Source organism: Microbacterium fluvii (assembly GCF_025515205.1).
In the GTDB taxonomy this organism is placed as follows: domain Bacteria; phylum Actinomycetota; class Actinomycetes; order Actinomycetales; family Microbacteriaceae; genus Microbacterium; species Microbacterium fluvii.
This window is the reverse complement of the sequence record NZ_JAOPFX010000001.1, coordinates 880,667-903,632: the sequence shown is the minus strand read 5'-3', so window position 1 is coordinate 903,632 and position 22,966 is coordinate 880,667. Positions and strand designations below refer to the sequence as shown.

At 71.2% G+C, this 22,966-nt stretch carries 26 protein-coding genes and 1 tRNA gene; 12 read left to right on the top strand and 15 right to left on the bottom strand.

Features of this window, described 5'->3' with window-relative positions:
• The first annotated feature begins 64 nt into the window (after positions 1-64).
• Together msrB and OAW74_RS04055 are read left to right on the top strand one after the other, a co-directional pair.
• A complete protein-coding gene (msrB, locus tag OAW74_RS04060) occupies positions 65-478 on the top strand; it encodes a peptide-methionine (R)-S-oxide reductase MsrB (RefSeq protein WP_262873049.1) in 414 nt (137 codons plus the stop codon).
• On the top strand, positions 475-1,023 hold the full coding sequence (locus OAW74_RS04055) for a nitroreductase family protein (protein WP_262873048.1): 549 nt from the start codon (positions 475-477) through the stop codon (positions 1,021-1,023). Before msrB ends, OAW74_RS04055 begins: the two co-directional genes overlap by 4 nt.
• Here the strand turns inward: OAW74_RS04055 and OAW74_RS04050 are convergent.
• Complete coding sequence (locus OAW74_RS04050; RefSeq protein WP_262873047.1) at positions 1,020-1,973, bottom strand: DMT family transporter; 954 nt, start codon at positions 1,971-1,973, stop codon at positions 1,020-1,022. The genes OAW74_RS04055 and OAW74_RS04050 overlap by 4 nt on opposite strands.
• A gap of 71 nt (positions 1,974-2,044) precedes the next feature.
• Between OAW74_RS04050 and OAW74_RS04045 the strand changes: the two genes are divergently transcribed.
• A tRNA-Thr gene (locus OAW74_RS04045) sits at positions 2,045-2,119 on the top strand.
• Between the two features lie 6 nt (positions 2,120-2,125).
• On the opposite strand, the gene OAW74_RS04040 is transcribed toward OAW74_RS04045, so the two are convergent.
• Complete coding sequence (locus OAW74_RS04040; RefSeq protein ID WP_262873046.1) at positions 2,126-3,055, bottom strand: DsbA family protein; 930 nt, start codon at positions 3,053-3,055, stop codon at positions 2,126-2,128.
• Positions 3,056-3,295: 240 nt separating this feature from the next.
• Here OAW74_RS04040 and OAW74_RS04035 point away from each other — a divergent pair, with 240 nt between their 5' ends.
• The 3 genes from OAW74_RS04035 (at position 3,296) to OAW74_RS04025 (ending at position 6,424) form a co-directional block, all read left to right on the top strand.
• A complete protein-coding gene (locus tag OAW74_RS04035) occupies positions 3,296-4,393 on the top strand; it encodes an ABC transporter ATP-binding protein (RefSeq protein WP_262873045.1) in 1,098 nt (365 codons plus the stop codon).
• A 70-nt stretch (positions 4,394-4,463) separates the two neighbouring features.
• On the top strand, positions 4,464-5,783 hold the full coding sequence (locus tag OAW74_RS04030; protein WP_262873044.1) for a DUF4032 domain-containing protein: 1,320 nt from the start codon (positions 4,464-4,466) through the stop codon (positions 5,781-5,783).
• A gap of 5 nt (positions 5,784-5,788) precedes the next feature.
• The gene (locus tag OAW74_RS04025) at positions 5,789-6,424 is read left to right on the top strand and encodes a YdcF family protein (protein WP_262873043.1); all 636 of its coding nucleotides are present in this window, start codon (positions 5,789-5,791) and stop codon (positions 6,422-6,424) included.
• Here the strand turns inward: OAW74_RS04025 and OAW74_RS04020 are convergent.
• From OAW74_RS04020 to cysS, 3 genes are all read right to left on the bottom strand, one after another.
• Positions 6,408-7,046: an NAD(P)-dependent oxidoreductase gene (locus tag OAW74_RS04020; RefSeq protein ID WP_262873042.1), complete on the bottom strand. Its 639-nt coding sequence runs from the start codon at positions 7,044-7,046 to the stop codon at positions 6,408-6,410. The two genes, OAW74_RS04025 and OAW74_RS04020, sit on opposite strands and share 17 nt — an antisense overlap.
• A 69-nt stretch (positions 7,047-7,115) precedes the next feature.
• Positions 7,116-8,102: a 23S rRNA (guanosine(2251)-2'-O)-methyltransferase RlmB gene (rlmB, locus tag OAW74_RS04015; protein ID WP_262873041.1), complete on the bottom strand. Its 987-nt coding sequence runs from the start codon at positions 8,100-8,102 to the stop codon at positions 7,116-7,118.
• Positions 8,095-9,495, bottom strand: a complete 1,401-nt coding sequence (cysS, locus tag OAW74_RS04010; RefSeq protein ID WP_262873040.1) for a cysteine--tRNA ligase — start codon at positions 9,493-9,495, stop codon at positions 8,095-8,097. The genes rlmB and cysS overlap by 8 nt, the downstream gene beginning before the upstream one ends.
• A 40-nt stretch (positions 9,496-9,535) precedes the next feature.
• Here cysS and OAW74_RS04005 point away from each other — a divergent pair, with 40 nt between their 5' ends.
• Together OAW74_RS04005 and OAW74_RS04000 are read left to right on the top strand one after the other, a co-directional pair.
• Positions 9,536-10,462: a DMT family transporter gene (locus OAW74_RS04005; protein WP_262873039.1), complete on the top strand. Its 927-nt coding sequence runs from the start codon at positions 9,536-9,538 to the stop codon at positions 10,460-10,462.
• Positions 10,463-10,502: 40 nt separating this feature from the next.
• Entirely contained in the window at positions 10,503-10,970 is a 468-nt protein-coding gene (locus OAW74_RS04000; protein ID WP_262873038.1) for a GNAT family N-acetyltransferase, read from the top strand.
• 3 nt (positions 10,971-10,973) lie between these two features.
• Here the strand turns inward: OAW74_RS04000 and ispD are convergent, their stop codons facing one another.
• Complete coding sequence (gene ispD, locus OAW74_RS03995; RefSeq protein WP_262873037.1) at positions 10,974-12,149, bottom strand: 2-C-methyl-D-erythritol 4-phosphate cytidylyltransferase; 1,176 nt, start codon at positions 12,147-12,149, stop codon at positions 10,974-10,976.
• 26 nt (positions 12,150-12,175) lie between these two features.
• The gene (locus OAW74_RS03990) at positions 12,176-12,658 is read right to left on the bottom strand and encodes a CarD family transcriptional regulator (RefSeq protein WP_191765721.1); all 483 of its coding nucleotides are present in this window, start codon (positions 12,656-12,658) and stop codon (positions 12,176-12,178) included.
• A 116-nt stretch (positions 12,659-12,774) separates the two neighbouring features.
• Here OAW74_RS03990 and OAW74_RS03985 point away from each other — a divergent pair, with 116 nt between their 5' ends.
• On the top strand, positions 12,775-13,311 hold the full coding sequence (locus OAW74_RS03985) for a DNA modification methylase (protein ID WP_262873036.1): 537 nt from the start codon (positions 12,775-12,777) through the stop codon (positions 13,309-13,311).
• Positions 13,312-13,410: 99 nt separating this feature from the next.
• Here OAW74_RS03985 and OAW74_RS03980 read toward each other — a convergent pair whose 3' ends face one another.
• The 3 genes from OAW74_RS03980 to OAW74_RS03970 form a co-directional block, all read right to left on the bottom strand.
• Positions 13,411-14,265, bottom strand: coding sequence for a type IV toxin-antitoxin system AbiEi family antitoxin domain-containing protein (locus OAW74_RS03980; RefSeq protein ID WP_262873035.1), 855 nt, complete (start codon positions 14,263-14,265; stop codon positions 13,411-13,413).
• Between the two features lie 196 nt (positions 14,266-14,461).
• Positions 14,462-15,145, bottom strand: a complete 684-nt coding sequence (locus tag OAW74_RS03975; RefSeq protein WP_262873034.1) for a response regulator transcription factor — start codon at positions 15,143-15,145, stop codon at positions 14,462-14,464.
• The gene (locus tag OAW74_RS03970) at positions 15,142-16,377 is read right to left on the bottom strand and encodes a sensor histidine kinase (protein ID WP_262873033.1); all 1,236 of its coding nucleotides are present in this window, start codon (positions 16,375-16,377) and stop codon (positions 15,142-15,144) included. Before OAW74_RS03970 ends, OAW74_RS03975 begins: the two co-directional genes overlap by 4 nt.
• Before the next feature lie 165 nt (positions 16,378-16,542).
• Here OAW74_RS03970 and phoU point away from each other — a divergent pair, with 165 nt between their 5' ends.
• Positions 16,543-17,223 (top strand): phosphate signaling complex protein PhoU, encoded by a 681-nt coding sequence (gene phoU, locus OAW74_RS03965; protein ID WP_262873032.1) that lies wholly within the window; start codon positions 16,543-16,545, stop codon positions 17,221-17,223.
• Positions 17,224-17,285: 62 nt separating this feature from the next.
• Here the strand turns inward: phoU and OAW74_RS03960 are convergent, their stop codons facing one another.
• Positions 17,286-18,035, bottom strand: a complete 750-nt coding sequence (locus OAW74_RS03960) for a phosphoglyceromutase (RefSeq protein ID WP_262873031.1) — start codon at positions 18,033-18,035, stop codon at positions 17,286-17,288.
• A 42-nt stretch (positions 18,036-18,077) separates the two neighbouring features.
• On the opposite strand from OAW74_RS03960, the gene OAW74_RS03955 reads away from it, so the two are divergent.
• On the top strand, positions 18,078-18,896 hold the full coding sequence (locus OAW74_RS03955; protein ID WP_262873030.1) for a class I SAM-dependent methyltransferase: 819 nt from the start codon (positions 18,078-18,080) through the stop codon (positions 18,894-18,896).
• Between the two features lie 12 nt (positions 18,897-18,908).
• Here the strand turns inward: OAW74_RS03955 and OAW74_RS03950 are convergent, their stop codons facing one another.
• The 4 genes from OAW74_RS03950 to OAW74_RS03935 form a co-directional block, all read right to left on the bottom strand.
• Positions 18,909-20,021 carry an FUSC family protein gene (locus OAW74_RS03950; protein WP_262873914.1) on the bottom strand — a complete coding sequence of 371 codons (1,113 nt, stop codon included), beginning with the start codon at positions 20,019-20,021 and terminating at the stop codon, positions 18,909-18,911.
• A complete protein-coding gene (gene ygfZ / locus OAW74_RS03945; protein ID WP_262873029.1) occupies positions 20,021-21,136 on the bottom strand; it encodes a CAF17-like 4Fe-4S cluster assembly/insertion protein YgfZ in 1,116 nt (371 codons plus the stop codon). Before ygfZ ends, OAW74_RS03950 begins: the two co-directional genes overlap by 1 nt.
• Positions 21,136-21,741, bottom strand: a complete 606-nt coding sequence (locus tag OAW74_RS03940; RefSeq protein WP_262873028.1) for a nitrobindin family protein — start codon at positions 21,739-21,741, stop codon at positions 21,136-21,138. The genes ygfZ and OAW74_RS03940 overlap by 1 nt, the downstream gene beginning before the upstream one ends.
• 134 nt (positions 21,742-21,875) lie before the next feature.
• Positions 21,876-22,166, bottom strand: coding sequence for a hypothetical protein (locus OAW74_RS03935; RefSeq protein ID WP_262873027.1), 291 nt, complete (start codon positions 22,164-22,166; stop codon positions 21,876-21,878).
• 67 nt (positions 22,167-22,233) lie between these two features.
• Between OAW74_RS03935 and OAW74_RS03930 the strand changes: the two genes are divergently transcribed.
• Positions 22,234-22,938: a response regulator transcription factor gene (locus OAW74_RS03930; protein WP_262873026.1), complete on the top strand. Its 705-nt coding sequence runs from the start codon at positions 22,234-22,236 to the stop codon at positions 22,936-22,938.
• The last annotated feature ends 28 nt before the right edge of the window (positions 22,939-22,966 follow it).

Sequence of the window (22,966 nt, the reverse complement as noted above, 5' to 3'; positions counted from 1 at the left end):
CAGCCGCCGCGGAACAGCCGCAGCCGTGCTGGGGTTGAATGGGGTAGCGAACGAGGAGGAACCCATGAGTTACGCCGTGCAGAAGTCCGACGACCAGTGGCGCGAGGAGCTCTCGCCCGAGCAGTACGCCGTGCTGCGCCAGGCAGGCACCGAGCGCGCGTGGACCGGCGAGCTGCTCGATGAGCATCGTGCAGGGCTCTACACCTGCGCCGCATGCGGGGCCGAGCTGTTCCGCAGCGGCACCAAGTTCGACTCGCACTGCGGCTGGCCGAGCTTCTACGAATCGGTGCGTCCGGAGGCGGTCGAGCTGATCGATGACCGCAGCCACGGCATGGTGCGCACCGAGGTGCGCTGCGCGAACTGCGGCTCGCACCTCGGTCACGTGTTCCCCGACGGGTTCGGCACCCCCACCGGCGACCGCTACTGCATGAACTCGCTGTCGCTGTCGTTCGCGGCCGACGGCGACGCCGAGGCATGACCCGCCCGTCGTCTCCCGCACTCGAGGCCGTGCGTGCGCGCCGCTCGTGGTCGAAGGTGACCGATGAGGCCCCCTCCGACGACGAGCTCGCCGAGCTGGTTTCGGCGGCCGGCCGCGTGGCCGACCACTCGTCGCTGCGTCCGTGGCGGCTGATCGTGCTGCGCGGGGCCGACCGCGACAAGCTCGGCAAGGCGATCGCGAAGGCGGAGGGCGACAAGAAGCCCTCGAGCAAGCCGCTGCGCGCGCCGCTGCTGATCGCCGTGGTGGCCGACTACCGCAAGAGCGACAAGGTGCCCAGGTGGGAGCAGGAGGCCGTGGCCTCCGGGGTCGCCCACATGCTGAGCCTGCTGCTCGACGAGGCGGGGTGGGGCGTCATCTGGCGCACGGGGCACTACACGCGCGCCAAGGCGGTCGCGAAGGCACACGGGCTGCGCAAGAACGAGGAGCTGCTCGGCTGGCTCTATGTGGGCGGAAAGCCGGCCAAGGCCCGCGGAGGGCGCCGCAAGGGGCTGGATGCCGCCAAGGTGCTCTCGAGGATGCCCTAGCCCCGACGCCGCAGCACACTGCGCCACGGCACGGCCGCGACGACCACCGAGGCGAACGCCACGAGCACCATCGCCAGTTCGATCGCAAGCCCGGGGCTCGCGGGGGCGGGCCACAGCGTGTCCATGAGCAGGGCCGTGCCCAGCTGCCCCACGACCGAGGCGAGGCCCAGCAGCAGCACGCCCGTGTACGAGACGATGGCGGCGCTCAGGAAGATGTAGAGCACTCCGGTCGCCCCGCCCAGGTACAGCCAGGGGTCGGTCGGCAGCGATGCCGGCGGCCCCACGACGGCGACGTGCACGAGGGCGGCGATCGCCAGCACGAGCGTGCCCCCGACGAAGTTGACCAGCGTCGCCGTCAACGGCGTGCCCAGCCGCTGACGCAGGCGCCCGTTGGTCGCCTGCTGCCATGAGAGGCCGACCCCCACCAGCAGCGGCAGCACCAGCATCCACGTCGGCACCTGCCTCGCTCCCCCGCCGGTGAGCGAGATGCCGGCCGCGACGAGGGCGAGCGCGCCGCCGGCCACGCGCGCGGGGGTGACCGCGACGGCGCCGGCCGGGCCGAATCCGGTGCGGTCGAGCACCAGTCCGCACACGGCCTGACCTGCAACGACCCCGACGGTGAACAGCGCCACGCCGATGATGCCGACGGCCAGGCCCTGGGTGGCGACCGTGAGGGCTCCCGCGACGCCGCCGCACAGCATCCAGACCGGGATGCTGCGGGCGCGCAGCTGAGAGCGCAGCGTGCGGAAGCCGCGGCGACCGGCGGGAAGGGCCAGCGAGAGAAGAACGAGCAGCACGAGCCCGGACCCGAACGAGATGACGGCCGCGACGAAGCCGTCTTCGAGCCGCACGCCCAGCTGTCCGTTGATGCGGGCCTGCAGCGCCGTGAGCACGCCGATGAGCACCGCCCCCGCCAACGCCGTCCAGATGGGGATGCGGGTGCGGGTCACCCCTCCATCATGCCGGGCGGGCGAGGGGCCTGCGGCCGACTAGACTCGACGACGCCGCGCACGCGCGGCACGCCGCCTTGGCGCAGTGGTAGCGCAGCGCTCTTGTAAAGCGAAGGTCGTCGGTTCGAATCCGACAGGCGGCTCCAGCCCGATCAGTCGGTCGGCGACGGCGTGGGGGTGGGCGTCGCCTGATAGTAGGCGTCGCTGGCGCTGGTGAGCACGAACTGCGAGAACTCCTGCGCGTCATCGAGCGCGCCGATGTAGGGCACGCCGTTCACGAGCACCGTGGGCGTGCCGGTGAGCACGACGCCGTCGGTGTCGGGGATGCCGTTCAGCGCCCGCTCGGTGGCCTCTTTCGCCCACGAGAGGTACTTCTCGTCTTCGATGCAGGCGCGCACGACCTTCGGGTTCTTCGCGCCAGAGGCCTGCGCCATGTCGGCGAGCTCGGTGTCGGTGTAGCCGGCGCTGTCGACGTCGGGCTGCTGGGTGAGCAGCGTGTGGTTGTAGGCCGACAGGCTGTCGGGGGCGTAGGTCGCGACGCAGGCGACCGCGCTGGCCGCGCGCAGCGAGTACTTCGTGCCGTTCGACTTGGCCGTCAGCATCGCCACCGGGTGGTACGAGAGGGTCACGGCGCCGCTGTCGACCCACTTGGCCAGCTGCTGCACGTTGGTCTGCTGGAAGGTGCCCGACCCGGCGGAGAGGTAGTCGACGTAGACGCGGATGTCGACGGCGGCCTGGGTCGGCTCGGCCGCCGCAGGCGTCTCGTCGGCGGCGGGCGTCTCGGTCGGCGTCGGCGTGGCATCGTCGGAGATCGCACTGGTGACCCCGGCCACACCGGTGAACGAGGTCACGGCGAAGCCGTCGTCTTCGACCTCGGCGGGCGACAGGTTGGGCTTGACAGACGAGGCGACCGTGGAGGTCACCACGACAGCGGCCACCGCGACTGCGGCGACCAGGGCCACACCGATGGCGCCGCGGCGCAGCATCCGCGCGCGGGACTGCTGCGTGTGCACCTGCATCGCCTTTTCGCGCACCGCCTCGCGGCGCTCGTTCGACGGCGTGGGACTCTCGTCGCTGGACATGGGACCTCTCGGAAGGGATTGACACCCGGGCCGCTTTCGGGGGAAGGGCCGTGTCGATGTTAACGAGAGACCCTGGGAAATGCCCACACAGGTGCCATCATCCCGGTGCGCACCAGGCCCGCAGAGACCCCGACATGCCATACTGAGAGCACGTCCCTCCCGGGGGCGTGCGGGCCAAGCCCCCGCTCAATCCATCACTACGGATCGTCCGGCACGTACCTGCCGGTGAAGGAGATAAAAATGGCGTCCGTCACCTTTGACAACGCGACCCGCTTGTACCCCGGAGGCACCCGCCCCGCTGTGGACAAGCTCAACCTCGAAGTCGCAGACGGCGAGTTCCTCGTGCTGGTCGGCCCCTCGGGCTGCGGCAAGTCGACCTCCCTGCGCATGCTGGCCGGCCTCGAAGAGGTCAACTCCGGCCACATCCGCATCGGCGAGCGCGACGTCACCGACGTTCCGCCGAAGGACCGCGACATCGCGATGGTCTTCCAGAACTATGCGCTGTACCCGCACATGACCGTCGCCGAGAACATGGGCTTCGCCCTGAAGATCGCCGGCGTCGGCAAGGAGGAGCGTGCTCAGCGTGTGCTCGAGGCGGCGAAGCTCCTTGACCTCGAGGAGTACCTGACCCGCAAGCCCAAGGCCCTCTCTGGCGGCCAGCGTCAGCGTGTCGCCATGGGCCGCGCCATCGTGCGTCAGCCCCAGGTGTTCCTCATGGACGAGCCGCTGTCGAACCTCGACGCCAAGCTGCGCGTGCAGACGCGCACCCAGATCGCGTCGCTGCAGCGGCGCCTCGGCGTCACGACGGTCTACGTCACGCACGACCAGACCGAGGCCCTGACGATGGGCGACCGCATCGCGGTGCTCAAGGACGGCATCCTGCAGCAGGTCGGCACGCCGCGCGACCTCTACGAGAAGCCCGACAACGTGTTCGTGGCCGGCTTCATCGGCTCGCCCGCGATGAACCTGTTCCCGACCGACCTGGCAGAGGGCGGCATCCAGTTCGGCTCCGCCGTCGTCGAGGCTGACATCGATCGCCCCGCGAACGCCACGCAGGTCACGGCGGGCGTGCGCCCCGAGGACATCATCGTCAACCCGGCCGACGGCCAGGGCCTGACGGTCAATGTCGACCTCGTCGAGGAGCTCGGCGCCGACGGCTACCTCTACGGCCACACCGAGATCAGCGGCAAGCGCACCGACATCGTCGCGCGCGTCGACGGTCGCAACCACCCGAACGCCGGCGAGAAGGTCGTGCTGGCCCCCGTGCCGCACCACGTGCACGCGTTCGACGTGGAGTCGGGCCAGCGCCTCACCAAGCAGGCCATCACAGCGGCCTGATCGCACATCCGACCGCGGCGCGGGCGAGTCTCAGACCGCCCGCGCCGCGGCATTCCCCCGGAGACCACGCATGCCCACCTCGCTCAGCATCACCGCCAGCTCGGTCGATCCGGGGCTCCTGGCGCTGCCGTGGTCGACGCCGCTGGCCGAATGGCCTTCGTCGACGATCGTGTTCCTGCCCAAGGGCATCTCGCGCCACCTCGTGCGCTTCGCGAACCTGTCCGGCCGGGTCGTGGCCATCAAAGAGACCACCGCCGAGATGGCCCGCCGCGAGTACGACATGCTCGGCAACCTCGCCCGCCTCGACGCCCCGTGCGTCGAACGCGTCGCGGTGATCGCTGGGCGGACGGATGCCGCAGGCCGCCCCCTCCCGGCCGCCCTGGTCACGGCGCACCTGCGCTTCTCGCTGCCCTACCGGGCCCTTTTCACCCAGACGCTGCGCCCGCACACCGCCGGCCGGCTCGTCGACGCCCTCGCAGTGCTGCTGGTGCGCCTGCACAACGTCGGCTTCTTCTGGGGCGACGTGTCGCTGTCGAACACGCTGTTCCGCCGCGACGCCGGCGCCTTCGCCGCCTACCTCGTCGACGCCGAGACCGGCGAGCTGCATGAGGGCGGCCTCACCCGCGGGCAGCGCGAGCACGATCTCGAGGTCGCCCGCACCAACATCGCCGGCGAGATCATGGACCTCGAAGCCGGCGGACGCCTCGAAGGCGGCGTCGATGCTCTCGAGATCGCCGACGGCATCGTCTCGTCGTATCGCCTGCTGTGGGCCGCCCTCACCGACGAGGAGACCTTCGCCTTCGACGAGTCGTGGCGCATCAGCGAGCGCGTGCAGCGCCTGAACGAACTGGGGTTCGACATCGGCGAGATGTCGATCCAGACGACCGACGACGGCACCAGGGTCTCGATCCAGCCCAAGGTCGTCGATGCCGGCCACCACCAGCGACGCCTGCTTCGGCTGACCGGACTCGACGTCGAAGAGAACCAGGCCAGGCGCCTGCTCAACGACCTCGACGAGTTCCGCGCCAGGATCTCGCGGCTCGGCGACGATGAGGAGATGGTGGCCCACGAGTGGCTCACGCGTGTGTTCGAGCCGGTCGTGAAGGCCGTGCCGTTCGAGTTGCGCGCCAAGCTCGAGCCCGCCGAGGTGTTCCACCAGCTGCTCGAGCACCGCTGGTACCTCTCGCAGGGAAGGGGCAAATCGGTGCCCCTGGCCGAAGCCCTCTCGAGCTACATCGAGAACGTGCTGCGGCATCGCCGCGACGAGGCGACCGTCATGGGCCCGGTGACCGAGACCATGTCGATCCCCGTGATCACCGCCAGCGGCACTCCGCTCGACTTCGACGAGGGCGACGACGAAGAGGCCGTCGACTGGCGCGATCTGGTGTGATGCGGATGCTGCGGCATCCGCTCGTCGTCGGCGCCGCGCTCGTCGGCGCGAGCGCCCTGCTGGCCGCTGAGGCTCTCACGTGGATGGACTCCCGGCGCGGGTATCCCCACCATCCGATCGTCGCGCTCGACGGCGACGACGTCGTGCTCGTGCTGGGCTTCCGCTCATCGCGGCGCGGCGGCGTCAACGCCGTGCAGCGCTGGCGCACGCGCATCGCGGTGCGCTCGGTGCCGGATCCCACGGCGGCGACGTTCGTGTTCTCGGGGGCCGCCGTTCGAGGCGGCCGCAGCGAGGCGGCGGTGATGGCCGACTACGCCGTCGACCGACTCGGCGTGCCGCGTGAGCGCGTCGTGCTCGAAGAGCAGGCCGAGACGACCTGGCAGAATATCGACTTCGCCCTCCCGCTGCTGAGGAGGGCGCGCACGATCCGCATCGCGTCGAACACGGCGCACGCGCGCCGGGCGCGCCGCTACCTCGCGGCGCAGGCGCCCGAGCTGGTCGGCCGGCTCGCCACGACGCGCGACTTCATGTTGTTCGAGCTCGGCGCGCTGCGCATCGCTCTGGTGGCCTACGACCTGGGCGCCGGGCGGGTGGCCGCGCGGCGCCCAGAGGTCGCGGAGTCGGTCAGTAGCCGACGGTGAAGCGCTCGCGGGAGTGCTTCGGCTGCTCGATCTCGTCGACGAAGACGACGCCGAGGTCGGCGCCGGAGAGATTCGAGACGCCTTCGGCATCGCGCACGACGACGTCTCCGCCGGTGCGGTAGGAGCCGGTGCGCTCCCCCGGGTTCCAGGCGCCGAAGATCTCCGCCGGGTGCACGAAGAACCAGTCGCGCTCGGCGGGGGTGGCCCGAAGGTCGTCGAGCACGCCGATGGCCTCGAGCGCCTCGCCCTTGTACTCCTCGGGGAAGTCGAGGTCGACCAGGCGTGCGCCGCCGGGCTCCGACAGGCTGCCGCCCGCGCCGCCCACGACGCCCACGCGCACGTCGGCCGGCAGCGCCGCGACGAGCTCGGCGATCGCCGGGCGCATCTTGCCTGCCATGTCGCCGCGGGGCGAGGTGGCCACCACGACGACGTCGACGCCCTCGAGCTCGGCCACGAGCGACGGCACGTCGAGCAGGGTCCCCTCGACATAGGTCACGCCCTCGACGCGCTCGGCGGGCAGGGTGCGCGCGACCGACACGACGGTGTGGCCTCGGTTCACCGCCTCGGCGACGATGTTGCGTCCGGCGTAGCCGGTTCCTCCGATGACGGCGATACGAGCCATGGGTGTCCTTTCGACGGGTGGGTCACCAGATGCAATCGCGACCGCATCCGGTTCATTCCCTCGCATGCGTCAGGATGCCGCGGCCTGCCTCAGGGTCGCCACCTGATACAGCGCCACCGAGGCGGCGATGCCGGCGTTGAGCGATTCTGTGCTGGAGGAGATCGGGATCGAGACGACCTGGTCGCACGTCTCGGTCACCAGACGCGAGAGCCCCTTGCCCTCCGAGCCCACGACGATCACGACCGGGCGGTCGGCGAGCTCCAGCGCCGGCAGCGACACGTCGCCCCCGCCGTCCAGGCCCAGCACGAACACGCCCTGCTTCTTGAACTCCTTGAGCGTCGCGGTGAGGTTGGCCGCGAGCGCGACCGGCACGCGCGCGACGGCGCCCGCACTCGTCTTCCACGCCGCCGAGTTCACGCTGGCCGATCGGCGCTGCGGCAGGATGAGCCCCTGGCCGCCGAACGCCGCCGTCGAGCGGATGATCGCCCCGAGGTTGCGCGGGTCGGTCACGCCGTCGAGGGCCACCAGCAGCGGGGTCTCGCCGCGGTCGATGATCTCTTCGAGCAGGTCCTGCGGGTGCGCGTACTCGTACGGGGGCACCTTGATGGCGACGCCCTGGTGCACGCCGTCGAAGCCGGCCATGCGGTCGAGCTCGGGGCGCGTGACCTCGAGCACGGGGATGTCGCGGTGCGTCGCGATGGCGAGCATCTCCTTGACGCGGTCGTCCATCTCCACGCGCTGGGCGATGTAGAACGCCGTCGCGGGGATCTTCGCGCGCAGGGCCTCGAGCACGCTGTTGCGGCCGGTGACGGTCTCGGTGTCGTCTTCTTTCTTGGCCTGACGCGGCCTGCCGCCGGCCCCGCCGGGGCGGCCCTTGCCGCCCGCCGCGGCATAGCGCTCGGCCGCGGCCTTGCGCTTGCCCGCGGGGTGCCAGGCGCGGTCCTCCGCCTTGGGCGTGGGCCCACGCCCCTCGAGAGACCTCTTGTTCTTGCCGCCAGAGCCCTTCGTGGGGCCCTTGCCGCCCTTGCTCGCGCCGGGGCGCCCAGGCTTAGCCATCGTTCACACTCCAATGGGTCCCGTCGGGACCGTCTTCGAGGACGATGCCGGCCGCCGCGATCGCGTCGCGGATGCGGTCGGCTGCCGCCCAGTCCTTCTGTGCGCGCGCGTCTGCGCGCTGCGTGATCATCTCGCGCACGAGGGCGTCCAGGGCCGCCGTCTCGGCCGCCCCGCCCTGAGTGCGCCACTGCGGATCCTCGGGGTTGAGCCCCAGGATCCCGGTCATGCGCCCCACCTGCACGGCCGCCTCTGCGGCCGCGGCACGGTCGCCGGCGTCGAGCGCGGTGTTGCCTGCCCGCACTCGCTCGTGCACGACGGCGAGCGCCTGCGGCACGCCGAGGTCGTCGTCCATCGCCTCGGCGAAGGCCGCGGGAAGCTCTGCGGCGGTCAGCCAGCTCTGCTCGCCGAGCACGCGGGCCGCGCGCTGCTGGAACGTGCGGATGCGCTCGAGCGCGGCATCCGCCTCGGCGAACGACGCCTCGGTCAGATCCAGGCTCGACCGGTAGTGCGCAGCCCCCAGGGCGTAGCGCACGACGAGCGGGTCGTGGCGGGCGAGCACGTCGTGGGCGAGCAGGAAGTTGCCCAGCGACTTCGACATCTTCTGGTCGCCGACGGTGACCAGCCCGTTGTGCACCCAGTAGCGGGCGAACGCGTCGCCGGCCGCGCGCGACTGCGCGAGCTCGTTCTCGTGGTGCGGGAAGCGCAGGTCGAGACCGCCGCCGTGGATGTCGAACTCGCCGCCGAGGTAGCGTCTGCTCATCGCGGAGCACTCGATGTGCCAGCCCGGGCGACCCGCCCCCCACGGCGACTCCCACGTCGCGGACGTCGGCTCGCCGGGCTTGACCGCCTTCCACAGTGCGAAGTCGAGCGCGTCGCGCTTGCCGGCATCCGTGTCGGGCGACGAATCCATCGCGTCGGGGCGCTGGTTGGTCAGCTCGCCGTACTCCGCCCACGAGCGCACGTCGAAGTACACGCTCCCCTCGGCGGGGTAGGCGTGCCCCGCCGCGATGAGGCGCTCGATGAGCTCGATCATCTGCGGGATGGATGCCGTGGCCCGCGGCTCGTAGGTGGGCGGCAGCACGCCGATGGCACCGTACGCGCGGGTGAATTCGAGCTCCATGCGGTAGGCCAGCGCCCACCATGGCTCGATCGGGCTCGCGTTCGCGAGCACCTTGTCGTCGATGTCGGTGACGTTGCGCACGAACGTGACGCGCGTGAAGCGGTACGTGAGCCAGCGGCGCAGGATGTCGAAGCTCAGGGCCCCTCGAAGGTGCCCGATGTGGGGCCCCGACTGCACCGTGGGGCCGCACACGTACATCGTGACGTTCGCCGGGTCCAGGGGCACGAAGTCGCGCAGCGCCTGCGCCTTGGTGTCGTAGAGCCTCAGAGTCACCGCTCCAGCCTACCGGCCGGGTTTCCGGTAGAACTTGAGGGTGCTCGCCGTCTTCGCCGTCATCGCCGCCGCCATGCTCTTCGGCACCACCGGAACGGCGCAGGCGCTGGGCCCCGAGGGCACGACGCCGCTGGCGGTGGGCGCGATGCGCCTCATGATCGGCGGCACGGCACTGGCGGCGGTCGGCTTCGTGCTGGCGCGCCGTCGCACCCGCACCGGCGGGCACGTCAACCCGCCGCTCACGCGCCGCGCCCTGCTGCTGATGGCGCTCACCGGCGTGTGTCTGGCGGCCTATCAGCCGCTCTTCTTCCTCGGCACCGCCCGCAACGGCGTCGCCGTCGGCACCGTCATCGCCCTCGGGTCGGCGCCCGTGCTGGCGGGCCTTCTGGAGTGGATGCTGACCCGACGCCTTCCGAGCGCGACCTGGATGGCGGCGACCGCCCTGGCCACCCTCGGGGTCGTGCTGCTGGGCGTCGGAGGCGGGGCGGGAACGACGGGCGGCGCGGATGCCGTGGGGCTTCTCGGCTCGATCGGCGCCGGCGCGTCGTTCGCGATCTTCGCGAATGCGCAGCGCCGCCTCATGGACGACGGCTGGGACCCGTTCACGGTGGCCGGCGCCATGGGCGCGGGCTCGGCGATCGTCGGCGCACTCGCGCTGCCCTTCGTCGATCTGTCCTGGCTCGCCGACCCCCGCGGACTCGCCATGGCCCTGTGGCTGGGCATTGCCACGATCGCCGTCGCCTACACGCTGTTCACGTGGGGGCTCGAGCGCCTGACGGCCGCCACTGCCGCGACCCTCACGCTCGCCGAGCCCCTCACCGCCGGCGTGCTCGGCATCGTCGTGCTCGACGAGCGGCTCAGCGCCCTCGCGATCGCGGGGCTGGCGGTGCTGGGAGCAGGGCTCGTGCTGCTGGCGTGGGGCTCCCGCGCGGCGCGCGACCCCCGGCCATTCCCGGTCGAAGCCTGAAACCGCCCAGACACATCCGGGTGCCACACTGGGGTTCGTCATGAGCATCACGATCGACATCCGCCCCGACGACCTCACCGGAGAGGCGACCAGGCAGCTGGTCGCCTTCCACCTCGACGGCATGCACGCCACGTCGCCCGCCGACAGCTGCCACGCGCTCGACGTCGATCGACTGCGCGACCCCGCCATCACCTTCTGGTCGGCGTGGGTGCAGGGCGAGATCGCCGGCATCGGGGCGCTCAAGCAGCTCGATGCCGAGCGCGCCGAACTCAAGTCGATGCGCGTCGACGACCGCTTCCGCGGCACCGGCGTGGGGCGACGGATGCTGCACCACATCGTCGCCGAGGCCCGCGCGCGCAGCTTCCGCTCGCTGTGGCTCGAGACCGGCACCGCCCCCGAGTTCGACGCCGCTCGGCGCCTCTACGAGAGCGAGGGGTTCGTGGAGTGCGGGCCCTTCGACACCTACGTGCCCGACCGGCACTCGGTGTTCATGACGCTCGCCCTCTGATCGTCAGGCGGGCACCACGAGCGCCACGGCGAACGCCGCGACGCCCTCGCCTGCGCCGGTGAACCCGAGGCCGTCGGTGGTGGTCGCCGCCACCGAGACCGGCGCACCGCCGAGCGCCGCCGAGAGCACCGCCTCGGCCTCGGCCCGGCGCGCCGCGAACTTCGGCCGGTTCGCCTGCACCTGCACGCTCACGTTGCCGATGCGCCAGCCGGCCCCTGCCAGCAGCTCGCGGGTGCGCTCGAGGAAGACCGCCGCATGCGCGCCGGCGTATTCGGGGTGCGCCGTGCCGAAATGCGTGCCGATGTCGCCGATCCCGGCCGCCGACAGCAGCGCGTCGACGATCGCGTGGGCCACGGCATCCCCGTCGGAATGACCAGACAGCGCCCGCTCCCCCGGCCATTCGAGGCCCGCGAGCCAGAGCGCCCCGTCGCCGCCGAAGGCGTGCACGTCGGTGCCCACGCCGACCCGAGGCAGCGCCGCCTGCGCGGCGGGATGAAGGGTCGTGCGGGCCCGCTCGAGGTCGGCCGGCGTCGTGATCTTGAATGCCCGCTCGTCGCCGGCGACCGTGAAGACCTGGTGGCCGGCGGCCGCGACGAGCGCCGCGTCGTCGGTGAACTCCTGCGCGGCCCCGCGATAGGCGCTCACCAGCAGCTCGCGGCGGAAGCCCTGCGGCGTCTGCGCGGCGGCGAGTTCGTCGCGGTCGACCGCGGCGCGCACCTCGTCGTCGTCGACCCGCTTGACCGTGTCGACGACGGGCAGCACGGGCAGCACCGCCCCACGGCCGGAGGCCACGGCATCCGCCACCCTGGCGAAGACCTCGGGGGGCGTGAGCGCCCGCGCCGCGTCGTGCACGAGCACGATGTCGACGTCGCCCCACAGCACCGCGAGGCCCGCGGCGACCGATTCCTGACGGGTCGAACCGCCCGTGGTCACCGTGACGAGGTCGGCGCGATCGCCGGCGACGGCGCGCGCATCGGTGAGGGCATCGCCCTCGCGGCCCGCGGGCGCGACGATCACGACCTGCGCGGCGGGCGCGGCGAACACCCCCTGCAGCGCATGGTGCAGGATCGTGTGCTCATCGATCCCGACGAACGCCTTGGGCCCGTCAGCGCCGAGCCTCGCGCCGGAGCCGGCGGCCACGACGATGACGGCGATGCGGGGCACGGGAAGGGTCGACACGCGTCGAGCCTACGCGCCCGGCCCGATCAGCTCGCGAGCACCTCGTCGAGGATGACCGAAGCCTTCTCCTCATCGGTCTTCTCGGCGAGCGCCAGCTCGGAGACGAGGATCTGCTTGGCCTTGGCCAGCATGCGCTTCTCGCCGGCCGAGAGTCCGCGGTCCTGATCGCGGCGCCACAGATCGCGCACGACCTCGCTGACCTTGATCACGTCGCCCGAGGCGAGCTTCTCGAGGTTGGCCTTGTAGCGGCGCGACCAGTTGGTCGGCTCTTCGGTGAACGGCGCGCGCAGCACCTCGAAGACCTTATCGAGGCCCTCCTTGCCGATGACGTCTCGAACCCCGACCAGATCGACATTCTCCGCAGGAACCTCGATGATGAGGTCTCCCTGGGTGACGTTGAGCTTCAGGTACTTCTTCGTCTCGCCCTTGATGATCCGGTCTTTGACCTCGATGATCGTCGCGGCGCCGTGGTGCGGATAGACGACGGTCTCGCCAACCTCAAAAAGCATGCAGTTATGTCCTTTCGGCAACCTCCAGTTTATCACAGGGCTGCATGCGCTAAGGTTCCGCCGCTCACCGTGCCGGCGGTCCGCTCCGACGAGGGCCAGGCCATACAATGACAGGGATGCTGTCAGCCGCTCCAGGAGGATCCGTGATCTCGACCCACCGCACCCGCGCCGTGGCGACCACCCGCACGACGTCGCGTGTGATCGCGGCTCTGGCCCTCGGCGCCGTCGCCCTCGGCAGCACGACGGCCTGCACCTTCATCACTCCGCAGGCGTCGACGATCCACTACTCCCCCTCCGACGGCGTCGCCGTGCCCGACACGGCCGGCCCCGTGCAGGTGCGCAACGCTCTCATCGTCGCCGATGAGGCGGGGACGGCGGGCAACTTCGTCGCCGCGATCGTCAACGACACCGACACGGCGCAGACGCTGGTCATCGAGTCCACCGAGGCCGACGTGCGCCAGACCGTGAGTGTGCCCGCCCGCACGACCCTGAGCCTCGGCGGCGAAGACGAGCCGCTGCTGCTCGAGGGCATCGGCGCCACGCCCGGCAGCGACCTGGCGATGTTCTTCCAGTCGGGCGACGGCGACGGCGCTCTCGTGAGCGTCCCCGTGCTCGACGGCGCGCTGCCGCAGTACGCCGACCTCGTGCCCTGAGCCGCACCGGGCTTTGGCTCGGGCTCGGCCTCGGCGTGGTTCACCTGTCGGATCGGTGGGGCTGCAGCATCCGCCCGTGACGCCTGACGTGTCGATCGATCAGGCCGTCCGACGGCTGCGTGCCCGAGCCCGCTCCAGCCGAGCCAGGACGGCGCGTTCGACGGTCGGCCAGTCGTGGATGACCATGGCATAGTCGAAGCGCAGCGTCTCGTAGCCGGCGGCTGCCGCGCGCGCGTCGCGCATCAGGTCTCTGTGTCGAAGGCTCTCGCCGTCGTGATTCTGTCTGTCGTCGACTTCGAGGATGAGAATGCCGTCGACCACGAAGTCGACGCGACCCACGTCGAGGATGCGCACCTGGCTGCGCATCGCGACGCCCAGCCGATGGAACCGCAGTCGGAGAATCGACTCGAGCCCGCTGTCGGCGTTGCGCCGAGCGACATCGACGAGCCACCGCTTGCCCGCCGGCAGGTGCTCGCGGATCCACGCGCGCGCCCCGGCCGACAACCGCCCCTGTCGCCACGCCGACTCGTACGCCGCGAAGAAGCTCTCGTCGCCGACGCAGCGCTGCAGCTGCACGAGCGCCCGCTCGATCGGCACGATCCCGAAACCCGCCCCACCCGCATCCCGGTGATCCACGCACCTGCAGCCGGTGTGCACGTGCCGCCGTCCCTTCGGCTCAAGCAGAACGTGGAGTCGGTCGTCATCGTCGAGCAGCCACACGCCGAGCCTGCGCAGCACCGAGACGCAGGCGACCCTTCCGCCATGCTCTGCGGCGAGCACGACCAGGGCATCGGCCGTGGGATGCGCGAAGACCCCGTCGCGCACGCGCGCGATCCCGCCCCTCGCGACTGCCCGCCGCACGTCAGCCCGACTCGCGCCGCACGTGAGGAGCTCGCTCAGGCGCACGACGCCGCCGCGATCCGCTGCGACCAGGGCGATCTGCATCGGGCTCATCCCCCGAGCGTCGCTCACCGACCACCCGTGCAGACGGCCCGCGCCCGCTCAGCGGCATGATCGCCCGGCACCCCACGCTGGGGAGGAGCCGCGCCCGCGGTTCAGCGGTCGGACTGCGGATGCGGGAGTCTGCGGTGAGCGGTCAGGCGGCAGCATCCGCCCCACACGTCCGACAGATGGACGGCCCGCAGCGCCCTCAGCCCTCGAACCGGTAGCCGAGCCCGCGCACGGTCTTGAGCATCTCCGGCTCGGCTGGGTGCTTCTCGATGCGCGAGCGGATGCGCTTGATGTGCACGTCGAGGGTCTTCGTGTCGCCGAAGTAGTCGCTGCCCCAGACCCGATCGATGAGCTGCCCTCGGGTCATGACGCGACCGGAGTTGCGCATGAGGAACTCGAGCAGCTCGAATTCCTTCAGCGGCATGCTGACCTCGGCCCCCTCGACGACGACGGTGTGCCGGTCGACGTCGAGCACCACACGGCCGCCGTCGAGCACCCGCTCGTCGAGGTCGTCCACGCTCTGCACGTGCCGCCGCAGCACGGCTCGCATCCGCGCGAGCAGCTCGCGCGCGGAATAGGGCTTGGTCACATAGTCGTCGGCGCCGAGCTCGAGCCCCACCACGATGTCGACCTCGGAGTCCTTGGCCGTGACCATGATGATCGGCACGGTGGAGGTGGCGCGCACCTGGCGGCAGACCTCGGTTCCCGGCATGCCTGGCAGCATCAGGTCCAGCATCACGATGTCGGCTCCGCGCTCACGGAACGCCGTGAGGGCGCTCGGCCCGTCTTCGGCGATCTCGACCTCATAGCCCTCGCGGCGCAGCAGGTACGCCAGGGGATCGGCGAGGTCGGGTTCGTCTTCGACGATCAAGACGCGGGTCATGCGGACTCTCCGTTCACCACGGGCACACCGGCCCGCTTCTTGTTCTGCTTGCTCTTGGCCTTCGCCTTCGCCTTCGCGGCCTTGCGGCGCTTCGATGCGGGAAGCTCCTCGGGCGGGCCGCTCAGCGGCAGGCGGATCGTGAAGGTCGACCCATTGCCCGGCTGCGACCACAGCCGCACCTCGCCGCCGTGCCGCTGTACGGCGTGCTTGACGATCGACAGGCCCAGCCCCGTGCCGCCGGTGCGGCGCGACCGAGCCTGGTCGGCGCGGTAGAACCGCTCGAAGACCCGTTCCTGATCGGCCTCGGCGATGCCGATGCCACGGTCGGTGACGGCGATCTCGACCGCGCCGTCGACCTCTTTGACCCCCACCCCGACACTGGCACCGCGCGGAGAGTAGGCGATGGCGTTGGCGAGAAGATTGCCGACGGCGTCGCTGAGCACCTGCGGATCGCCCTGCACGTGCAGCCCGCGCTCGCCTCCGCGCACCACGTGGACCTCACCGGCATCGGCCTGGATCGCGTGGGCCTCCAGGGCCGAGGCGACGATCTCATCGACCGAGACGGCACGCTGATCGAGCAGCTGATCGGCCGACTGCAGCCGGGAGAGATCCATGATGCGTGCGCTCAGCTGCCCGAGTCTGGCGGCCTCCGCACTCAGCCGCGCGGCGAAGACCCGCACCTGGTCGGGGTCGTCGGCGGCCGAGTCGATCGCCTCGGCGAGCAGGCTCACCGCGCCCACGGGCGTCTTGAGCTCGTGGCTCGTGTTGGCCACGAAGTCGCGGCGCATCTGCTCGACGCGCTCGTGCTCGGTGATGTCGCGCATCACCAGCAGCGACAGTCGGGGGGTGATGCGGGTGGCGCGCACGGCGACCAGGCGCAGCTCGGTGGCGCCCTTGCGCTTGAGCCTCAGCGTCACGTTCGCCGTCGTGTCGGAGTCGCGCACCTGACGCGCGAGCGTGCGCAGATCGTCGACGACGAGCCGGCCGCCCTCTTTCACCCCGAATGCGCGCGCGGAATCGGATGCGGCGACCACCGTCGAGGAGGCGTCGACGACGGCGGCCGGATCGTCGAGGCCGTGCAGCACGTCGGTGACCCCGGAGGGGATCGCCGACGACATCTGCACGCGGCCGCGCTCCCGCGCCCGCAGCGCGGCCACGAGGATGGCGGCGACGGAAGCGCCGATCGCCACGCCCAGCAGCAGCGCGAGCAGCGTCAGCTGCACCGTGTTCATGGCTCCAGCGTAGAGGCACGGTTAACGGCGAGGATGCCGCGAGAAGGCCCCTCGAGGGGCCGCCGGTTAGTATTCACTCGCACAGCACCGTTCGTTAACCTTCGCTGGCGACAATCGCCCAGACGTGGACGCGATCGCGTGCGCGGATATTCGAGAGGTGCAGTCATGCGCGAGGTCTTCCATCAGTCGCTCGAGGACGTGCAGTCCCGGCTCGTCGAGATCGCCGAGCTGGTGACGGTCGCGATCGACAAGGCGACGCGGGCCTTCGAGTCCAGCGATGTCGCCCTGGCCGAGGAGGTGATCGAGGCCGACGACATCATCGACGAGAAGGCCATCGCCCTCGACGAACTGGCGATCGAGATCCTCGCCCGTCAGCAGCCGGTCGCCCGCGACCTGCGCATCGTCGTCAGCGCGCTGCGCATCAGCGCATCGCTGGAGCGCATGGGCGACATCGCCGAGCACATCGCCCAGCTCACCCGCATGCGATTCCCGGAGCGCGCCATCCCCAAGGGCCTGAAGTCGACCTTCACCAAGATGGGTCAGCTCGACGTCGAGATCGCCCACACCCTCACCGAGCTGCTGCGCACCGAGGACCACGCCCTCGCCGACAAGATCCGCAACGCCGACGACGGCCTCGACGAGCTGCACGCGAGCGTCTTCGAGAAGGTGCTCAGCGACTCGTGGAAGGGCGAGGCCTCAGCGACGGTCGACGCGACCCTCGCCAGCCGCTACCTCGAGCGCTTCGGCGACCACGCCGTGTCGGTGACCAAGAAGGTCATCTACCTGTCGACGGGCGACTGGACCACGGCCACCGACGCGATCGACATCGTCGTCTCGGGCGGCTGACACGCGAAACGAAGCGGGGCGGATGCTGCAGCATCCGCCCCGCTTCGTTCGTTCTGTGAAGGCTACTTCTTGCCCTGGCTCGCGACCGCGGCGGCACCCGCGGCGGCTGCCTCGGGGTCGAGGTACTCCCCCGCACCGATCGGCTCGAGGTTCTCATCGAGCTTGTAGACCAGCGGAATGCCCGTCGGGATGTTGAGCTCGGCGATGTCTTCGTCGCTGATCTTGTCGAGGTGCTTCACGAGCGCGCGCAGCGAGTTGCCGTGGGCGGTGACCAGCACGGTCTTGCCGGCGCGGAGGTCTTCGGCGATGTCGCTCTCCCAGTAGGGCAGCAGACGGTCGATGACGAGCTTGAGCGATTCGGTGCGCGGGATCTCGCCGTCGATGCCGACGTAGCGGGGGTCGTTCACCTGGCTGTACTCGCTGTCGTCGGAAAGCGGCGGCGGCGGCACGTCGAACGAGCGGCGCCACAGCATGAACTGGTCGTTGCCGAACTCCTCGAGGGTCTGCGCCTTGTCTTTGCCCTGCAGAGCGCCGTAGTGGCGCTCGTTGAGCCGCCAGGAGCGCTTGACGGGGATCCACAGGCGGTCGGCGGCGTCGAGCGCGATGTTCGCGGTCTGGATCGCGCGGCTGAGCACCGAGGTGTAGAGCACGTCGGGGTGCAGGCCCGACTCCTTCAGCAGCTCGCCGCCGCGCTGGGCTTCGCTCTTGCCGAGATCGGTGAGGCGAACGTCGACCCAGCCGGTGAACTGGTTGGACTGATTCCACTCGCTCTGCCCGTGGCGGAGGAGGATGAGCGTGTACGGAGCGGTCATGCCGCCATCCTATCGACGGCGTCGCCCTGGCATCATGGGAACATGGCTCGGCCCGTGGGACAGATCACCCGCGGCACCACCGGCACCAACCGACTGCGACGCGTCGACCGCTGGATCGCCCGTCAGCCCGCCCTGCTGCGGGCAGCCGATCCCCTCGTCATCGACCTCGGCTACGGTGCCAGCGGTGTCACCGCGCTCGAGCTGCACGCGCGCCTGGCGCGCGCGAGGCCCGACGTCGAGGTGCGCGGTCTCGAGATCGACCCCGCGCGCGTCGCCCGCGCCGCGCACCAGCTCGACGACGTGCGGGCCGGCCGCACGGCCTTCGCCCCCGACGCGAGGGTGAGCTTCGGCCTCGGCGGTTTCGAGGTGCCGGTGCCTGGCGGTCGCCGGCCGGCCGTCATCCGGGCGTTCAATGTGCTGCGGCAGTACGACGAGTCCGACGTGCCGGCGGCGTGGGGCAGCATGTCGGCCAGGCTCGCGCCCGACGGCGTGCTCGTCGAGGGCACCTGCGACGAGCTCGGCCGCATCATGACGTGGGTGCAGATCGACCCGGATGCGGTGCCCCGCACCTTCAGCGTCTCGCTGCGGCTGACAGAGCTCGATCACCCGTCGATCGCGGCCGAGCGCCTGCCCAAGGCCCTCATCCACCGCAATGTGCCCGGCGAGAGGATCCACGACTTCTTCACCGCGCTGGATGCCGAGTGGCACCGCGCGGCGGCGCTGTCGACGTTCGGCGCGGCGCAGCGCTGGATAGCGGCGCTCGACGCCCTCAGCGCCGCGGGCTGGCCGCTGCGCGGCCGCGCGCGCTGGCGACTGGGCGAGCTCACCCTGCCGTGGGAGGCCGTCGCGCCGCTGCCGTGAAGCCGGCCGAGGTCAGATGCGCGGGATGGCCGCACGGGCCTGTGCCGGCGGCATCCCCGTCGCCGTGAGCAGGTCGACGGCGAGCGGGCGCATCGCGGCGACGAGGTTCTGGTCGCCCAGCGACCCGTCGGGGAGGATCCGCACCGGGTCGAGGCGCGCGGCCACGGCCACGAGCACATCGCGCGCGGCGGGTTCGAACGAGATGTCGTCGAGCGAATCGTCGATCAGGCGGGCCGCGCGCTGCAATTCGGCGAGCACGTCGGCCAACACCGGCCGAGCCTCTTCGTCGTCGACGAGATACGCCGTGCGTCTGGCGACCACGCGCAGGTTGCGGGTGGCGAGGTCCATGGCCGCCAGCACGCGCTGGTGACGTTCGATCTCGGTGCGCTGGCGCCCGAGAAAGGGCGAGATGCGCGCGATCTCACGGCCGGACTCCGTCGAGGCGCGCCAGGACTCGACGCGGGGGTGCAGCGCCCGCGCCTTCTCGAGTCCGCGCTCGGCCCGCACGCGATCGCCGCGGCGCAGAGCCTGCGTCAGGGTGCCCATCGCGGAGTCGATGCCGTCGAACAGGGCATGGCCGTCGCGGGCCTCGACCGATCGCGGCGTCCGAGGGATCAGCGCGGTGACCGCGAGCGCCGCGATCGCGCCCACGACGGCGTCGGCCAGCCGAGAGAACGGGGCGTTGCCGGGGATCACCATGACGATGGCCGACTGGATGGCCGCCGCGATGGCGAACCCGGGGTCGGGGGCGAGGAATCTGCTGACGGCGAGGGTCAGCGCCAGCGCGAGCGCCAGCTGCCACCATCCCGGCCCCGCCCACAGCCGCAGCAGTTCGGCGATGGCGATGCCCAGCAGCATCCCGGCGAGGGTCTCGACGAGCCTGCGCGGTCGCGCGTCGCGCACGAGGCCGAGGCTCGAGATGGTGACGGTGGCCGTCAGCAGGGGGGCGTCGTGGCCGAGCACGAGATGCGCGAAGGCGAAGGCCGCCGTGGTCGCCACGACGATCTGCGCGATCGCGGCGCCCGACTCGCGCACCCGCGCGAGGCCGGGCCGCGGGTCGATGCGCGAGCGCCAGCCGGTCGGGATCGGCGCCGTGGCCGGATGCTGCTGCTCGTCCTCGCCCATCACGGCTGCCGCTGCGCGGCGGCGCGGCGCGACAGGCGGGTGATGCGGGGCACGTACGCGGTCGCACCGGCGTCGGGCGGAACGATGGCCTCCTGCGCGGCGGCCAGCTCGCCGTCTGCGGTGGCGACCACGAGCCCGGCATCGACGGGGGTCGATCGGCGCACGATCGCAAGCGCGATCGGCCCCTCTTCGAAGTGCAGGGCGGCAGACGTCACGGCGCCCACGACGTCGTCGCCGATTCGCACCTCGTCGCCTGGCGCGGGCAGCACGCTGTCGCTCCCGTCGAGCTGCAGCGCAACCAGGCGCCGCGGCGGATGGCCGAGGTTGTGCACCTTGGCCACCGTCTCCTGCCCTCGGTAGCACCCCTTGCTCAGGTGCACCGCCGTGCGCAGCCAGTCGCTCTCGTGCGGCAGCGACCGCTCATCGACTTCGCGCGCCCAGCGCGGACGCCATGCCGCGACCCGCAGCGCGTCGGCTGCCTGAAGTCCGGCGAGGGCGACCTCGCCCGCCGCGGCGCGCGCCGCGAGAGCGGCCCACTCGGCGCGCGGGACGATGGCCTCGCTCCAGTCGCGCTCGAGACCGGGGTGCCCGTCGTTCGGCGCGTAGGCGTGGCCTCCGGCCGACACGGCCGGCCACGGGTCGCGCCAGACGAGAGGGATGCCGCTCGGCGCCGCGGGGGCGACCGCGGCGAGGGCCGCCGCCGTGCCGCCGACCACGGCGACCTCGTCGTCGGCGTCTCGGGGGTCGACCCGCAGCCGGAAGCGCATGCGCCGCAGCCAGGCCAGGAGGGGCTCGGCGTCGGCGCGGTCCACGATGAGCCAGGCCGACTCGCCGTCGTCGACGACGGATGCCGCATGCTCTACGCGACCCTGAGGATCGAGCACGAGAAGCTCGGTGCTCTCCCCCGGCGCGAGACCGGCGACCGCCTGCGAGGTGAGCGAGTCGAGCCACGTCAGGCGGTCTTCGCCCGACACGACCAGCACGCGGCGATCGCCCAGCGGAGCGACGGCGGCGCCCTGCGCCAGCGCGCGCTGCTCGGCCAGGGGGTTTCCCACGTGCTGCAGGCCCGCGTCGTCGATGACGGCACCCGGTACGGCGCCGAAGGGGTCTGCCATCACTGCACCTTGGCCAGGCGGGCGGACGCGTGCGAGGCGAGCGATGCGCCGAGGGCGGCGATGTCCCACGCCCACAGCAGGTGTCCTTCGACCAGCCCGTACATGCGGGTGGCGGCCGCGTAATGCTTGGCGCCGCCGGTGCGCATGACGGCATCGGTGGCCAGATCGACCCGCGGACCGCGGATCGAGCCGACGTACAGTTCACTGACCCCGTCGGAGTGCACGATCGACGCTTCGATCTCGAAGCCCCCGTCGTCGAGTCGGAGCGATTCGACGTCGTCTGCCGTGCGCACCTGCCCGCTCGTGGTCGCCGGCAGCAGGCCGGGTCCGGCATCCGCAGGGCCTGCGGGACGAGTCAGCCGCCAGTAGCCGACCTCGGAGACGAGCTGCTCACCCGCGTGCCCGTCGGCGTCGCGCATCCGCGCCGTCGCGGAGTAGTTGAGGTAGTCGCCGCCGTCGTGGCTGAAGCTCACACGATGCGAGAACTCCCCCGCGTAATGGTGGTCGCCGGCGTCGTAGTCGATGACGCCGCTTCCTTCCCAGACCCCGATGAGCCAGGCCAGCGGAACGAGGTCGGCGGGCAGGTCGGTCGGCAGGTCGATCACGACGCCTCCGGTCAGCGCTGGCCGCGATAGAGGTTCTTGATCACGACGCCCGAGACGAACACGATGGCCAGCGACGCGAGCGCCAGCAGCCCCACGAAGAACAGTTCGAGCGCGACGAGATCCATGCGTCCACCTTATCCCGGAAAGAGCGCCGCCAGACCGAAGGTCAGGCTGATGACGCCCATCGCCAGCAGCGCACCCAGCACACTCATCGCGACCCTGCGGATGAAGCCCTGCGACCTGCCGGCGGCGAGCTGGATGGCGAACGAGAGCAGCAGCGAGACGCCGAGGCCGATGGCGAGCCACGCGGCGCGCAGCCCTTCTGGCACGAACACTCCGATCGCGACCCCGATCAGCGCCGCGACGACCCAGACGGCGACGACGCCTGCGAACATGGGGCGGGGTGCGAGCTGAGGTGCTGCCACGTGGCCATTCTCGCACGCCCTAAACTGATGAGCACGCCGCGGGTCGCCGCGGCGGGAGGACGGCGCGTTGGCACAGCTTCTTGTTCTGAGTTCCGCACAGGGCGGCGGCTCCGCCCTGCCCGCCCTCGAGCTGCTCAGTCACCGCGTCAGGCAGATCCCGGCAGAGCCGGCGCAGCTGGTGAACGCGCCGAGCGCCGACGTCATCTTCGTGGATGCGCGGGTCGACCTCGTCGGCGCGAAGTCGCTGTGCAAGATCCTCAACACGACCGGTCTCGACGCGCCGCTGCTGCTGATCGTCACCGAGGGCGGCCTCACGGCCGTCTCCACCGACTGGGGCGTCGACGACGTCGTGCTCGTGACGGCGGGGCCCGCCGAGGTCGACGCGCGCGTGCGCCTGGCCATCGGCCGCCAGAACGTCGACCCCGTGTCGACCCGCATCCAGACCTCCGGCATCTCGATCGACGAGTCGTCGTACTCGGCGAAGGTGCACGGCAAGCCGCTCGATCTCACCTACAAGGAGTTCCAGCTGCTGCACTTCTTCGCCACCCACCCCTCCCGGGTCTTCACGCGGGAGCAGCTGCTGAGCGAAGTCTGGGGCTACGACTACTTCGGCGGCACCCGCACCGTCGATGTGCACGTGCGGCGCCTGCGGGCCAAGCTCGGCGATCTCGAGCAGCTGATCGGCACCGTGCGCAACGTCGGCTACCGCTTCAACGTCTACGAAGACGATCAGGTGCCCTCCCCGAAGGAGCGCAGCGAGACCTCCGGTTAACCCGTGGGTCATCTCCTCCTGCCATGAT